The following is a 13,646-nucleotide window of genomic DNA, read 5'->3' as shown; positions in this document are numbered from 1 at the left end:
GACCAATGACTGAGTCGCAGCGAAACACAGTCAACCGGATTCATCGTTTCACTGCGTTCTTTCTGGCACCGGCAAAATGGCGCTGTGGATAGCTGTGGAAAAGCCGCTGGGGCAAAAGGCCGGTTTCAGCACGGCGCATTTACCAGTAGAACCGGCAACTTCGACGGACAGGACGGACAGAGATCATGAACGAAGTCGCGCGCAACATCGCATCGCTGAGCAACAAGGATGCAGCGCCGCACTACCGTGAGGCTCCCAACAACATCGAAGCCGAGCAGGCGCTGCTGGGTGCGATCCTCGTCAACAACGACGCCTATTACCGCGTTTCGGACTTTCTGAAGCCCACCCATCTCTACGAGCCGCTGCACCGCAAGATCTTCGAAGTGGCGGGCGACATCATCCGCATGGGCAAGACCGCCAACCCGGTCACCATCAAGAATTTCGTGCCCGCGGACGAGAAGGTCGGCGACATGACGGTGGCGCAGTATCTCGCCCGTCTCGCTGCCGAAGCCGTGTCAATCATCAATGCCGAGGACTACGGCCGGGCGATCTACGATCTGGCGCTGCGCCGGGCGCTAATCACCATCGGCGAGGACGTCGTCAACATCGCCTATGACGCGCCGCTCGACATGCCGCCGCAGAGCCAGATCGAAGATACCGAGCGTCGCCTGTTCGAGCTTGCCGAAAACGGCCGCTACGACGGTGGCTTCCAGTCGTTCAACGACGCGGTGGCGCTGGCGATCGACATGGCCGGCCAGGCCTTCGAGCGCGACGGCCATCTGTCCGGCATTTCCACCGGCATCATGTCGCTGGACGGCAAGATGGGCGGGTTGCAGCGGTCCGACTTGATCGTGCTTGCCGGTCGTCCCGGCATGGGCAAGACCTCTCTTGCCACCAACATCGCCTACAATATCGCCGCATCGTACGAGCCGGAGGTCCAGCCGGACGGATCGATGAAAGCCAAGAATGGCGGCGTCGTCGGTTTCTATTCGCTCGAAATGTCGTCCGAGCAGCTGGCGACCCGTATCATCTCCGAACAGACCGAAGTGTCCTCGTCAAAAATTCGCCGCGGCGATATCACCGAGGCCGATTTCGAAAAGCTCGTCGCCTGCTCACAGATGATGCAGAAAGTGCCGCTGTTCATCGACCAGACCGGTGGTATCTCGATCGCCCAGCTCTCTGCCCGCGCCCGCCGCCTCAAGCGCCAACGTGGCCTCGACTGCCTCGTGGTCGACTATATCCAGCTGATGACGGGGTCAGGCAAATCCGGCGAGAACCGCGTGCAGGAAATCACCCAGATCACCACGGGCCTCAAGGCGCTCGGCAAGGAACTCAACGTTCCGATCATCGCGCTCTCTCAGCTTTCGCGTCAGGTGGAAAGCCGCGAGGACAAGCGTCCGCAGCTTTCCGACCTTCGCGAATCGGGTTCGATCGAGCAGGACGCCGACGTGGTTCTGTTCGTGTTCCGCGAGGAATATTACGTGAAGAACTCAGAGCCGCGCGATATGGCCGATCCGAAGTATCCGGAATGGGAACAGCTGATGGACAAGGTAAAGGGGACGGCCGACGTCATCATCGCCAAGCAGCGCCACGGACCAACCGGCACCGTCAAGCTCGCCTTCCAAGCAGAATTCACGCGGTTTGCGGATCTCGCCGAACCAAGCTTCACGCAATACGAAGAGCATTGATGAGCTCAGTGCGGCACAAGCCTCTGTGATAAGATGGTCGATGCCCGCCGCCGCAGAGCGGCCGGCATCGACCAGTCGAGGGTCGCTGATCGACTACTGGGTCCGGCAGCGTCCGGTCCGGGTGCTTTCCTTGTCGCCGTCATCATAGGCGATTCCGATTTTCTCGCCTGCCAGCGCGGTGATCTTGCCCGGGTACCAGTCGCCGGCGCCCTTGTAGTTGCATTCGACCTTCATGCCGATCATCCAGTCGTACGGACGCACCGCGCTCGAAGCCACCGTTTCCCGGTCACCGTCATCGTAGCGGATGGTAACGCTGCCACCGCCGATCTTTTCGATGACACCCGGAAACCAGTAACCAGCGCCCTTATAGTTGCCGAGAACCCAGTCGCCCTTCGTCTGCGCCAAGGCTGCAGACGCGCCGGAAGCAAGAAAGCTTGCTGCCAATATGATTGAAAGTACATTTTTCACATTAGTCTCCCCAAATATATTTCTGCCCTCCCCCTGCCCAATGACGCGGGGAAATTCAATTAATTGAACAGTAAATCTGATACACAATACAATCTGAACACTGAATTAATACGTTGTGGATGTGTCTGTTTTTATCGGATTGCTTGGAATGTTTGAAAAAAAGCGTGCAGCGCGCAAAATCTCGCCCGTACGTCTTTTTCCGGCCGTGGAAACGGGTAAGGATTGGCGTCGATCCGATCCATTCTGCTGAGCGCTCATGACAGATTTCGACGACGACGCCCTGCCTTTCGACGAATTCGATATCGCCCCTGCCCGGCTGACCATCGATCTCGTAGCGCTTGCCGACAACTGGCGGGAGATGGCTGATCTCTCCGGCAATGCCTCGACTGCGGCCGTGGTCAAGGCGGATGCCTATGGGCTGGGTCTCGAGGATTGCGGTACGGCGCTTTACGAGGCCGGCGCGCGCGATTTTTTCGTGGCCGTGGTTCAGGAAGGCGTGACGCTTCGAACCTATGCGCCCGATGCCCGGATCTATGTGCTGTCAGGCGTCTGGCCCGGTCAGGAACGCACGTTCTACGAACATGGACTGGTTCCAGTCCTCGTTTCGGAAGAGCAGCTGAGCTTCTGGATGGCGGTGACCGCAGAACACGGCGATCATCCTTGCGCGCTGCATATCGATACCGGCTTCAACCGGCTCGGCATTCCGCTCGAGGACGCGCTCGCTTTTGCCGACGACGTGTCGCGGCCTGCGAGTTTCTCGCCCGTCCTCGTGCTGTCGCATCTGCACAGCGCCGATACGCCCTCCTCGTCCTTCAACCGCCAGCAGCTTGAATCATTCCAGAAGGTTGCGGCGGCTTATGAAGGCATTCCTGCAAGTCTTGCGGCGTCTTCCGGTATCATGCTCGGCTCCGAATACCATTTCGACCTCACGCGCCCAGGAATTGCCGTCTATGGCGGCGAGGCTGTCGGTGGCGTCAGCAATCCGATGCGGCCGGTCGCCAAGGCCGAGGCGCGCATCATCCAGATCCGCAGCGCCAAGACCGGCGAAACCGTCAGCTATGGCGGCACACACCGCCTGACCCGCAACAGCCGGCTGGCGATCGTCGCGGCGGGCTATGCGGACGGCTACAAGCGGTCGCTGTCTGGCTCCGGCGTTCCGATCCGCGACAGCATTCACGAGGGCGGTTTCGGTTTCATCGCCGGCCACCGGGTGCCGGTCGTCGGACGCGTCACCATGGACCTGACGATCTTCGACATCACCGACGTGCCGGAACGCGATGTTCGCACCGGCGATTATATCGAGCTGTTCGGTCCCAACATGCCGCTCGACGACGTCGCGCGCGCGGCCGGCACGATCGGCTACGAACTCCTCACCAGCCTTGGCCTGCGATACGAGCGACGGTATCTTTACGCCGACGAGTGAGAGCGGAAGCGCATGCGGAGATCCCCCTCTTTCGCGGGCGATATCTTCGTGCTAAATGAGAACAAAAGGAGATCGAAATGACCGAGATCCATCTCAATGACGAGGCTCTGGCGTTTATCGAAGAGCAGGTGAAGACGGGCGCTTATGAAAGCGCTGAGGATGTCGTCGCGGCGGGACTAAGCCGTCTTGGAAGCGAAGACGAGCTCTTGAGGACGATGATCGCCGAGGCGGATGCCCAGCTGGAGAGAGGCGAGTTCGTGCGTTTCGACGATGCCGACACACACGCGGATTCGATCATCGAACGGGGGATGCGCATATTGAACCGAAAGAGCTGATTTATTCCCCGCTGGCCGATCAGGATCTCCTCGACATATTCCTGTACATCGCCGTCGACGATCCGGTCGCGGCCGGCCACTTCGTCCGAGATCTCACACAAAAGGCTGCGTGGATTGCCTTCACCGGTTTTCCAGGTTCGCCGCGCGATAATCTCTCACCCGGTCTCAAAGCACTCCCATACCGCAAACGCTGGATCTACTTCCGCCGAACGGAAACGGCTGTCCGCATCGTCCGGGTCCTGCACGGCCACCAAAACCTTCATCCCGACCTCTTCAAGACTGACGAAACCTGATCTCATGGCAAAACCTAAAACTCAATTCGTGTGCCAGAACTGCGGCACGGTGCACAGCCGCTGGGCTGGCAAGTGCGAAGGCTGCGGCGAATGGAATACGATCGTCGAGGAAGATCCGATGGGCGGCATCGGTTCCGGGCCTGGCAAGGTGCCGAAAAAGGGCCGCGCCGTGACGCTGACGGCTCTTTCCGGTGAAACCGAGGAAGCACCGCGCATCCATACCGGCATTTCCGAACTCGACCGTGCCACCGGCGGCGGGTTCGTGCGCGGGTCGGCGGTGCTGATCGGTGGCGATCCGGGCATCGGCAAGTCGACGCTTCTGATGCAGGCGGCGGCCGCCCTTTCGCGTCGTGGTCATCGCATCATCTATGTGTCGGGCGAAGAAGCCGTCGCCCAGGTTCGCCTTCGGGCCCAGCGGCTGGGTGCTGCCGATACGGAAGTGCTTCTGGCGGCCGAAACCAATGTCGAGGACATTCTCGCCACGGTGTCGGAAGGCAAGCGGCCGGATCTCGTGATCATCGATTCGATCCAGACGCTGTGGAGCGATACCGCCGATTCGGCGCCGGGCACCGTCACCCAGGTGCGCACCGGCGTGCAGGCGATGATCCGCTTTGCCAAGCAGACGGGTGCCGCCATGGTTCTGGTCGGCCATGTCACCAAGGAAGGCCAGATCGCCGGTCCGCGCGTGGTCGAGCACATGGTCGATGCGGTGCTTTATTTCGAGGGCGACCGGGGCCATCATTACCGCATCCTGCGCACGGTAAAAAACCGCTTCGGCCCGACCGACGAGATCGGCGTGTTCGAAATGTCCGACAAGGGTCTGCGCGAGGTCACCAACCCGTCGGAACTGTTTCTCGGCGAACGCAATGCCAAATCTCCGGGGGCTGCGGTGTTTGCCGGTATGGAAGGCACACGGCCGGTCCTGGTCGAGGTTCAGGCGCTGGTGGCGGCAACCTCGCTCGGCACGCCGCGCCGCGCGGTGGTCGGCTGGGACTCCTCGCGTCTCGCCATGATCCTTGCGGTTCTCGAAGCCCATTGCGGCGTGCGGCTCGGTCAGCACGACGTCTATTTGAACGTCGCCGGCGGCTATCGCATCTCCGAGCCGGCCGCCGATATGGCGATCGCCTCCGCGCTTGTTTCTTCGCTTGCCGGCATCGCTCTTCCGGCCGATCATGTTTTCTTCGGCGAAATCAGTCTCTCCGGTGCGGTGCGCCCCGTGTCGCAGACGGCGCAGCGACTGAAGGAAGCTGAAAAGCTGGGCTTTTCCGGTGCCATGCTGCCGGCCACATCCGCCGAGCTGCCGAAGGGTTCCAGCGCCCGCTGGACGATGATCGAGGACCTGCCGGATCTGGTGTCGCGCATCGCCGGTTCGGTCAAAAAACTGGGGAAGCAGGAGGAAGATGATTGATCTTCCGTTAACGCCACGGCTGATGTAAGACACGCGCTCGACGCTCTGGATCAGGTTGGCAACTCCGCCCTGATCCAAGCACGAAAACGGCTGGCCCACATTGGCTTCACCAAGACGGCAGGCATGCAACGGCAGGTTCTGGAGTAGAGTTTACATGCCCATCACCATCTTCGACGGTATTGTCATCGGCGTCACCCTGTTTTCGGCCGTGCTTGCCATGGTTCGCGGTTTCTCCCGCGAGGTTCTGTCGATCGCAAGTTGGGCCGGCGCCATTGCCGCCGCCTACTATCTCTACCCGCTGCTTGTCCCTTACGCGGAAAAGTACACATCCGATCACCGCATCGCCATTGCCGGTTCGGCTGGTGTCATCTTCCTCGTGGCGCTGATCATCATCTCCTTCATCACATCCAGAATTGCCGACTTCATCATCGACAGCCGCATCGGTGCGCTCGACCGCACGCTCGGCTTCCTGTTCGGAGCTGCCCGCGGCATCCTGCTTCTCGTCGTGGCCGTTGCCTTCTGGAACTGGCTGGTCGCTGAAAGTGCCCAGCCGACCTGGGTCACCAACGCCAAGTCGAAGCCGTTCCTCGATACGCTGGTCGGACGCCTCGAAGCCGTGCTGCCAGCCGATATCGAGCCGCAGATCCGGGCCCGTATCCTCGGCAAGGAAGAAGCACCTGTGGATGGCGCTGTTGGTACCGACCAGACGCCGGCCGAAGATGCACCGGTTACAAATAATTGACGCTGTGTTGCGCTTGATGCAGCGCACACCATCACCATTTGTGGTAACATTCGAAATCTGATGATAGACGGGCTGGTCTCCGGGGGAAATCTCCCCCGGCCAGCCTTTCCATTTTTCCTGAAAGGGTACGGCCAGATGCAGCAGCCGGGATCGCAAACATTCGATGTCAACCGCTCCAACGTATGGGACGAAGACACCCTTCATGAAGAATGCGGCGTCTTTGGCGTCCTCGGCCACCCGGATGCGGCAACGCTGACGGCGCTCGGCCTGCATGCCCTGCAGCATCGCGGTCAGGAAGCCGCCGGTATCGTCTCGTTCGACGGTTTGCGCTTCCATTCGGAGCGCCGGATGGGCCTGGTCGGCGATCACTATACCGACCCGGTCACGCTCGCGAAGCTTCCCGGCAATATCTCGATCGGCCACAACCGCTATTCGACGACCGGCGAAGTCGCTCTTCGCAACGTCCAGCCGCTGTTTGCGGAACTGGAAGTCGGCGGTATCGCGATTGCCCACAACGGCAATTTCACCAACGGTCTCACGCTGCGCCGGCAATTGATCGCCGGCGGCGCCATCTGTCAGTCGACATCCGATACGGAAGTCGTCCTTCACCTCATCGCGCGCTCGCGCTACTCCTCCACCGCAGACCGCTTCATCGATGCCATTAGGCAGATGGAAGGCGGTTATTCGATGCTTGCCATCACCCGCACCAAGCTGATCGCGGCGCGTGATCCGACCGGTATCCGTCCCCTCGTGATGGGCGAACTCGACGGCAAGCCTGTGTTTGCCTCTGAAACCTGCGCGCTCGATATCATCGGTGCAAAATTCATCCGCGACGTCGAAAACGGCGAAGTGATCATCTGCGAGATCCAGTCAGACGGCTCGATCTCGATCGATGCCCGCAAGGCCGGCAATGGCCAGCCGGAACGGCTCTGCCTGTTCGAATACGTCTATTTCGCTCGTCCCGATTCCGTTGTCGGCGGTCGCTCGGTCTATGTGGCGCGCAAGAACATGGGCATCAACCTCGCCAAGGAAGCGCCTGTCGAAGCTGATGTCGTCGTGCCGGTTCCCGATGGCGGCACGCCGGCAGCTCTTGGGTACGCCCAGGAGAGCGGCATTCCGTTCGAATACGGCATCATCCGCAACCATTATGTCGGTCGCACCTTCATCGAGCCGACCCAGCAGATCCGCGCTTTCGGTGTGAAGCTGAAGCACTCCGCCAACCGAGCGATGATCGAGGGCAAGCGCGTCGTGCTGGTCGACGATTCGGTCGTGCGCGGCACCACGTCGCTGAAGATCGTCCAGATGATCCGCGATGCCGGCGCCAAGGAAGTTCACCTGCGCGTCGCAAGCCCGATGATCTACTATCCCGATTTCTACGGCATCGACACGCCGGACCGTGAAAAGCTGCTGGCCAACCAGTACGACAGCCTCGAAGCGATGTGCAAATATATCGGCGCGGACTCGCTCGAATTCCTGTCGATCAACGGGCTTTACCGCGCTGTCGGCGGCGAAGACCGCAACGATGCACGGCCGCAGTTTACCGACCATTATTTCACCGGCGACTACCCGACGCGTCTACTCGACAAGGACGGCGAAGCGGTCGGCCGCAAGGTGTCGCTTCTGGCCAGCAACGGCTGAATGGTTTTCAATCGATCATGAACGTTTTAGAAGGCTGCGGGAACGCGGCCTTCTTTTTTGGTCGCGACTGGCAGGGATAGAAAAATGACGATCGACTTGAAGGGTAGGATTGCGCTGGTGACCGGCGCCTCGCGCGGCATCGGTTACTTCACGGCACTGGAGCTGGCAAAGGCCGGCGCGCATGTGATTGCCACCGCTCGCACCGTCGGCGGGCTGGAAGAGCTGGACGACGTGATAAAGGCTGCAGGCGGCTCGGCAACGCTCGTGCCGTTCGATCTCACCGACATGGAGGCGATCGACCGGCTGGGTGCCTCGATCTTCGAACGCTGGGGCAAGCTCGACATCCTGGTCGCCAATGCCGGCATCCTTGGTACAATTTCGCCGCTCGGGCATATCGAGGCGAAAGTGTTCGAGAAGGTGATGCTGACCAACGTCACCTCGATGTGGCGGCTGATCCGCTCGGTGGAGCCGCTGCTGGTGCGATCCGATGCGGGTCGCGCCCTGCTCTTCTCGTCAGGCGCTGCCGCAAAGGCACCGGCTTTCTGGGGTGCCTACGCGATCTCGAAATCCGCTGTCGAAACCATGGGCCGCATCTGGGCTGCGGAAAACACCCACACGACGCTCAAGGTCAACATGGTCAACCCGGGCGCCACGAGGACCGCGATGCGCGCGCAGGCCGTGCCTGGCGAAGATCCGCAAACGCTGCCGCACCCTTCAGAGGTGGCGCAGAAGATCCTCTTCCTCGCCTCGCCAGAGCTTACCGACAGCGGCCGCATGTTCGTGGTGCGCGAAAACCGGTTCGTCGATTTCAGAATGCCGGAATAACCGGATACACCGACAGCCCGGACGTTTGGGGGAATCTAGTCATGAGCCTGGAACAGTTGATCGGTGAGTATGGACCGGTGGCCGTGTTTCTGGGAGCGGCTGTCGAGGGCGAGACGGCAGCGTTTCTCGGCGGCGTGATTTCCCACCGCGGCCTCATGCCCTACTGGCAGGCCGCGGCGGGTGCCTTCTTGGGATCGCTGATCGCTGACCAGGCGCTGTTTTTTGCGGGCCGCCATGCAAACCGCTTGGCAATCGTCCAGCGGATGATGCGGGTAAAGGCTGCAGAACGCGTCCGCACCCTGCTTGCGGCGCATCCGACGGGCTTCATCCTCTCGTTCCGTTTCGTCTACGGCATCCGCACCGTCAGTCCCTTGATGATCGGACTTTCCGGCATCTCGCCTCTTCGCTTCTTCTTTCTCAATCTCATCGCCGCATTCGTCTGGGGCGTCGGTATAACGGCGATCGGGTACCTGTTCGGCAACGCGGTCGAGGCGCTGTTTGGACATTTGAGACTGCATGTTCACATGCTCGCAGCCCTCGGCGTAATCCTTGTTGCGGTTGCCGTCACCGCATTTTTGGCGCGCAAGACGTTGGCACGCGTGTGGGCGGGAACCCGGAATTAGGTCGCACGCCGTTCGGACATCTCAGTTGCTCGTGAGAGCCGAATGGGTGCTCAGCACCTTTTCGAGAAGAACATCGTCGTCGCGCACGCCGAGCTGGTAGAAGCGGATTGCCATGGCCGCCAGCCTGGCTGCGGACGGATCGTGCCTGGAGCGACCGGTCATCCAGCGCGCGACGTTGTATATTCGCGCCAGCCGTTCCAGCTCACCCGGATCTAGCGGCTTTCCCACGAAGGTCGTTCTTACGTCCATGACCCTGCCTCCCACTCTTCATCAGTGATTTCTAATATTAGGCAGAATGGACAAAACGCAAAACACAGGTTTTGGTTAAGATTAACCGGTAACTAAACGCGTGTGAAGAAAACCTCTTTTCAACAGCTTTTTCGATAGGACTTCGGACCGGGAACGCATCAGCAAATCTCTTGACCAAACAGTGGCCTCGCGCCATAAACGACGGATGAACACGGCGATTTCCATCTGCGGGATCATTATTCGCTCAGCGTAAAGCGCTGGCCTGGCCGTTTTCGTCTCTCGAAAAGCTTTGAAGACAAACGCTCTGGTCCGCTCGCCATGGATGCATGCGACGTCAGGATGTTGGGAGATTTTTCGATGAGCGTCACGCTCAAGCTATACAATACCTTGATCCGCGCGAAGACGGCGTTCGAGCCCATCGATGCCGACAACGTCCGCATGTATGTCTGCGGCCCGACGGTCTACGATTTCGCCCATATCGGTAACGCCCGGCCGGTGATCGTGTTCGATGTGCTGTTCCGGCTGCTGCGGCACGTGTATGGCGACGCCCACGTGACCTATGCGCGCAACATTACCGACGTGGATGACAAGATCAACGCCCGGGCGCTGCGCGATTTTCCGCATCTTGCGCTCAACGATGCGATCCATGCGGTGACCGAAAAGACGGCAAAGCAGTTCCACGACGACGTCGCGGCCCTTGGCTGCCTTGAGCCCAGCATCGAGCCGCGCGCCACGGACAATATCGCGCAGATGATCGCTATCATCGAAAAGCTGATCGGCAACGGCAACGCCTATGTCGCCGAGGGCGAAGTGCTGTTCGACACCAAGTCGATGGCCGATTACGGCCAGCTTTCCAAGCGTCCGCTGGATGAGCAGCAGGCGGGTGCGCGCGTCGCTGTTGATGCGCACAAGAAGAACCCGGGTGATTTCGTGCTGTGGAAGCTTTCCTCCCACAACGAACCCGGCTGGGACAGCCCCTGGGGACGCGGTCGCCCCGGCTGGCATATCGAATGCTCGGCGATGAGCGGCCGCTATCTCGGCGAAGTCTTCGACATCCATGGCGGCGGGCTGGACCTGATCTTCCCGCACCATGAAAACGAGATTGCCCAGTCGCGCTGCGCCCATGGCACCGACGTGATGGCGAATGTCTGGATGCATAACGGCTTCGTGCAGGTCGAAGGCCGCAAGATGTCGAAGTCCGACGGCAATTTCATCACCATCAACCAGTTGCTGGATACCGATACTTTCGGCGGCCGCAAGTGGCCGGGCCAGGTGCTGCGTCTCGCCATGCTCATGACGCATTACCGCGAACCGATCGATTTTTCGATCAAGCGCATCGAGGAGGCCGAGCGGCTTCTTGCCAAATGGCCGGCCGTCGACCTCGCCGACATTCCTTCGAGCACGCAGCCCTGCCCGATCGTCCTCGACGCGCTCGCCGACGACCTCAACACGGTTGCCGCGATCCAGCGCATCCACGCACTGGCGCAGGAAGCCAATGCCGACAGCACGCTGCTGCCGATGTTTGCCGCCAGTGCCGCCCTTCTCGGCGTCGCGCCGGAAAAGACGGAAGTCGACGGGGCGCTTGCAGAAGCGGTGGATGTGCTCGTCGCGCTGCGTCTCGAAATGCTCAAAGCGAAGAACTTCGCCGAAGCCGACCGCATCCGTGACGAACTGTCAACCAAGGGCATCCAGCTGAAGGATGGCAAGAACGCCGAAACCGGCGAACGGGTGACCACCTGGGAGGTAAAGCGCTAACGCTTGCCGCATGGGCGGGGTGGTCCTATGCTTTTCGCACGGGACCACCCAAAGGATGAGGGAGGATGACATGAGTGCAGAGCGCCAAGCAAACCCTGTGGGCAGTCGCGACCGTCAGACCTCGCTACGGGGCAATGCATGACGAGCCATGACATTTACACCGGCGGCTGTCAGTGCGGCGCCCTGCGTTTTCGCCTCGACGGCAAGCCCGACCATGTCTCGATCTGCCATTGCCGCATGTGTCAGAAGGCGTTCGGTGCCTATTATGCGCCCCTCGTCTCCACCCGCGGCACCGGCTTTTCCTGGACGCGCGGACAGCCGAAATACTTCCACTCTTCGAACCATGTTCGGCGCGGCTTCTGCGACAATTGCGGCACGCCGCTGACCTATGAGGCGGCGGACGGTATCGCGGTTTCGGCCGGTGCTTTCGACGATCCGTCGGCGCTACCGCCGTCGGTCCAGTACGGCGCCGAAGGCAAGATACCCTTCGTGGATCATCTGCACACCCTGCCCGGGCACGATACAATGGATGATATCGACGAGGCGCCGTTCCTTTCCGATATCGTTTCCAACCAGCACCCGGATCACGATACACAGACATGGCAACCAGTTCCCGCCGATCGCGGAATGACGAAGGAGGACGACGCATGAGTGAAACGGAAAAAGCCGGTCAGCCGAGAACCGGCGGGTGCCAGTGCGGCGCCGTGCGTTTCAGGATCAACGGACAGCTCGGTCGTGCCTCCATCTGCCATTGCCGGATGTGCCAGAAGGCGTTCGGCGGTTTCTTCGGACCTCTCGTCACGGCACCGCAGGACGGTGCTGAGAGTGGGGTTGAATGGACCCGCGGGGAGCCGAAATACTTCCAGTCCTCGATCAATATCGACCGCGGCTTTTGCGCGGAATGCGGCACGCCGCTCACCTATCGTACGCCGACCAGCCTCGATATCGCCATCGGTGCCTTCGACGAGCGCGACGACCTGATGCCGCAGGTGCAGGTCAACCACGCTTTCCGGCTGCCCTGGGTGGAAACGATCTTCGACGCTCCCGTTCATGGCGATACAGACTACTATTCGAAGCAGGAGCAGATCATCTCCTTCCAGCACCCCGATCACGATACGGAAAACTGGCCCGCGAAAGGTCTGCATCTATGACGGAAGTGCTGCGCACGCTCTACCCGGCAACGACTGCCTTTGAGACCGGTACGCTCGATGTTGGCGACGGTCACTCGATCTATTTCGAACGGCATGGCACGAAGGGGGCAAAACCCGTCGTCTTCCTGCATGGCGGCCCCGGAGGCGGCATCACGCCGATCCAGTCACGGCTGTTTGATCCTGAACTCTACGACATCCTTCTGTTCGACCAGCGCGGCTGCGGCAAGTCGACGCCGCATGCAAGCCTTGAGGCCAACACGACGTGGCATCTGGTCGCCGATATCGAGCGGCTGCGCGAGATGGTCGGCGTCGACAAGTGGCAGGTGTTTGGTGGATCCTGGGGTTCGACGCTCGGCCTCGCCTATGCCGAGACACACCCCGATCGGGTGACCGAGCTGCTGGTACGCGGCATCTATACGCTCACCAGAGCCGAGCTCGACTGGTACTACCAGTTCGGCGTCTCGGAAATGTTTCCCGAAAAATACGAGGCGTTTCTCGCGCCGATCCCCGAGGACGAGCGCCACGAGATGATGGCCGCCTATCATCGTCGTCTGACAGGATCAGACACGGCAGCGCAGCTTGAGGCGGCCAAGGCCTGGAGTATCTGGGAGGGATCGACGATCACCCTGCTTCCCGATGCGGCGCTGACCGAAGGCTTCGGCGAAGACCATTACGCCATCGCCTTTGCCCGCATCGAAAACCACTTCTTCATGAATGCCGGCTGGCTTGAGGAAGGCCAGCTCTTGCGCGATGCGACGAAGCTCAAGGGCATTCCGGGCATCATCGTGCACGGCCGTTACGACATGCCCTGCCCGCTCAAATACGCCTACCAGTTGTCGAAGGTCTGGACTGACGCAGATTTCCACATCATCGAAGGCGCTGGACATGCCGTATCGGAACCGGGGATTACGGATCAACTGATCCGGGCGACGGATCGGTTTGCGGGGAAGGCATAAATGCGAAAGCTTGCGGGGCGTCTCGCCCCGCATTCGGCTCCCGCCAACTTCTCCCTGCGGGCGGGGAGAAGCGATATGCCTCACCCCTCCCG

The 13,646-nt window shown here is 60.7% G+C and carries 15 protein-coding genes; 13 read left to right on the top strand and 2 right to left on the bottom strand.

The features are described from left to right. Positions 1–185 precede the first annotated feature (185 nt). Entirely contained in the window at positions 186–1,688 is a 1,503-nt protein-coding gene (locus tag ASF70_RS11725; RefSeq protein WP_062579847.1) for a replicative DNA helicase, read from the top strand. 93 nt (positions 1,689–1,781) lie between these two features. Here the strand turns inward: ASF70_RS11725 and ASF70_RS11720 are convergent, their stop codons facing one another. Beyond that, on the bottom strand, positions 1,782–2,156 hold the full coding sequence (locus tag ASF70_RS11720; RefSeq protein ID WP_062579845.1) for a tudor domain-containing protein: 375 nt from the start codon (positions 2,154–2,156) through the stop codon (positions 1,782–1,784). A 256-nt stretch (positions 2,157–2,412) separates the two neighbouring features. Here ASF70_RS11720 and alr point away from each other — a divergent pair, with 256 nt between their 5' ends. From alr to ASF70_RS11685, 8 genes are all read left to right on the top strand, one after another. Continuing rightward, on the top strand, positions 2,413–3,579 hold the full coding sequence (gene alr, locus ASF70_RS11715; RefSeq protein ID WP_062579843.1) for an alanine racemase: 1,167 nt from the start codon (positions 2,413–2,415) through the stop codon (positions 3,577–3,579). Positions 3,580–3,656: 77 nt separating this feature from the next. Continuing rightward, on the top strand, positions 3,657–3,914 hold the full coding sequence (locus ASF70_RS11710; RefSeq protein WP_062579841.1) for a type II toxin-antitoxin system ParD family antitoxin: 258 nt from the start codon (positions 3,657–3,659) through the stop codon (positions 3,912–3,914). Continuing rightward, positions 3,896–4,207, top strand: a complete 312-nt coding sequence (locus ASF70_RS23630) for a type II toxin-antitoxin system RelE/ParE family toxin (RefSeq protein ID WP_348270994.1) — start codon at positions 3,896–3,898, stop codon at positions 4,205–4,207. The genes ASF70_RS11710 and ASF70_RS23630 overlap by 19 nt, the downstream gene beginning before the upstream one ends. 4 nt (positions 4,208–4,211) lie before the next feature. Next, on the top strand, positions 4,212–5,615 hold the full coding sequence (gene radA, locus ASF70_RS11705) for a DNA repair protein RadA (protein ID WP_062453352.1): 1,404 nt from the start codon (positions 4,212–4,214) through the stop codon (positions 5,613–5,615). Positions 5,616–5,769: 154 nt separating this feature from the next. Continuing rightward, positions 5,770–6,357 (top strand): CvpA family protein, encoded by a 588-nt coding sequence (locus tag ASF70_RS11700; RefSeq protein WP_062579839.1) that lies wholly within the window; start codon positions 5,770–5,772, stop codon positions 6,355–6,357. A gap of 135 nt (positions 6,358–6,492) precedes the next feature. Next, a complete protein-coding gene (gene purF / locus ASF70_RS11695) occupies positions 6,493–7,995 on the top strand; it encodes an amidophosphoribosyltransferase (protein WP_062579838.1) in 1,503 nt (500 codons plus the stop codon). Between the two features lie 84 nt (positions 7,996–8,079). Further along, positions 8,080–8,820 carry an SDR family NAD(P)-dependent oxidoreductase gene (locus ASF70_RS11690; RefSeq protein WP_062579836.1) on the top strand — a complete coding sequence of 247 codons (741 nt, stop codon included), beginning with the start codon at positions 8,080–8,082 and terminating at the stop codon, positions 8,818–8,820. Between the two features lie 41 nt (positions 8,821–8,861). Beyond that, a complete protein-coding gene (locus ASF70_RS11685) occupies positions 8,862–9,443 on the top strand; it encodes a DedA family protein (protein WP_062579834.1) in 582 nt (193 codons plus the stop codon). A gap of 21 nt (positions 9,444–9,464) precedes the next feature. Here the strand turns inward: ASF70_RS11685 and ASF70_RS11680 are convergent, their stop codons facing one another. Further along, positions 9,465–9,692: a hypothetical protein gene (locus ASF70_RS11680; RefSeq protein ID WP_062453357.1), complete on the bottom strand. Its 228-nt coding sequence runs from the start codon at positions 9,690–9,692 to the stop codon at positions 9,465–9,467. Positions 9,693–10,049: 357 nt separating this feature from the next. On the opposite strand from ASF70_RS11680, the gene cysS reads away from it, so the two are divergent. The 4 genes from cysS to pip all read left to right on the top strand — a co-directional run bounded on the left by cysS (position 10,050) and on the right by pip (position 13,554). Then, positions 10,050–11,447 carry a cysteine--tRNA ligase gene (cysS, locus tag ASF70_RS11675; protein ID WP_062580242.1) on the top strand — a complete coding sequence of 466 codons (1,398 nt, stop codon included), beginning with the start codon at positions 10,050–10,052 and terminating at the stop codon, positions 11,445–11,447. Between the two features lie 138 nt (positions 11,448–11,585). Further along, complete coding sequence (locus tag ASF70_RS11670; RefSeq protein ID WP_062579832.1) at positions 11,586–12,098, top strand: GFA family protein; 513 nt, start codon at positions 11,586–11,588, stop codon at positions 12,096–12,098. After that, positions 12,095–12,598 carry a GFA family protein gene (locus ASF70_RS11665; protein ID WP_062579830.1) on the top strand — a complete coding sequence of 168 codons (504 nt, stop codon included), beginning with the start codon at positions 12,095–12,097 and terminating at the stop codon, positions 12,596–12,598. The genes ASF70_RS11670 and ASF70_RS11665 overlap by 4 nt, the downstream gene beginning before the upstream one ends. Then, a complete protein-coding gene (gene pip, locus ASF70_RS11660; protein WP_062579828.1) occupies positions 12,595–13,554 on the top strand; it encodes a prolyl aminopeptidase in 960 nt (319 codons plus the stop codon). Before ASF70_RS11665 ends, pip begins: the two co-directional genes overlap by 4 nt. Positions 13,555–13,646 lie beyond the last annotated feature (92 nt).

Source organism: Rhizobium sp. Leaf321 (assembly GCF_001423215.1).
Classification (GTDB): domain Bacteria; phylum Pseudomonadota; class Alphaproteobacteria; order Rhizobiales; family Rhizobiaceae; genus Neorhizobium; species Neorhizobium soli.
Note: the sequence above shows the minus strand (reverse complement) of the source record. Positions and strands in the feature narration are given on the sequence as shown.

What these genes read in the sequence shown, in the direction of transcription:
- ASF70_RS11725 (WP_062579847.1), top strand. Translation starts at nt 186, where the DNA reads ATGAACGAAGTCGCGCGCAACATCGCATCGCTGAGCAACAAGGATGCA.
- alr (WP_062579843.1), top strand. Translation starts at nt 2,413, where the DNA reads ATGACAGATTTCGACGACGACGCCCTGCCTTTCGACGAATTCGATATC.
- ASF70_RS11710 (WP_062579841.1), top strand. Translation starts at nt 3,657, where the DNA reads ATGACCGAGATCCATCTCAATGACGAGGCTCTGGCGTTTATCGAAGAG.
- radA (WP_062453352.1), top strand. Translation starts at nt 4,212, where the DNA reads ATGGCAAAACCTAAAACTCAATTCGTGTGCCAGAACTGCGGCACGGTG.
- ASF70_RS11700 (WP_062579839.1), top strand. Translation starts at nt 5,770, where the DNA reads ATGCCCATCACCATCTTCGACGGTATTGTCATCGGCGTCACCCTGTTT.
- purF (WP_062579838.1), top strand. Translation starts at nt 6,493, where the DNA reads ATGCAGCAGCCGGGATCGCAAACATTCGATGTCAACCGCTCCAACGTA.
- ASF70_RS11690 (WP_062579836.1), top strand. Translation starts at nt 8,080, where the DNA reads ATGACGATCGACTTGAAGGGTAGGATTGCGCTGGTGACCGGCGCCTCG.
- ASF70_RS11685 (WP_062579834.1), top strand. Translation starts at nt 8,862, where the DNA reads ATGAGCCTGGAACAGTTGATCGGTGAGTATGGACCGGTGGCCGTGTTT.
- ASF70_RS11680 (WP_062453357.1), bottom strand. Translation starts at nt 9,692, where the DNA reads ATGGACGTAAGAACGACCTTCGTGGGAAAGCCGCTAGATCCGGGTGAG.
- cysS (WP_062580242.1), top strand. Translation starts at nt 10,050, where the DNA reads ATGAGCGTCACGCTCAAGCTATACAATACCTTGATCCGCGCGAAGACG.
- ASF70_RS11670 (WP_062579832.1), top strand. Translation starts at nt 11,586, where the DNA reads ATGACGAGCCATGACATTTACACCGGCGGCTGTCAGTGCGGCGCCCTG.
- ASF70_RS11665 (WP_062579830.1), top strand. Translation starts at nt 12,095, where the DNA reads ATGAGTGAAACGGAAAAAGCCGGTCAGCCGAGAACCGGCGGGTGCCAG.
- pip (WP_062579828.1), top strand. Translation starts at nt 12,595, where the DNA reads ATGACGGAAGTGCTGCGCACGCTCTACCCGGCAACGACTGCCTTTGAG.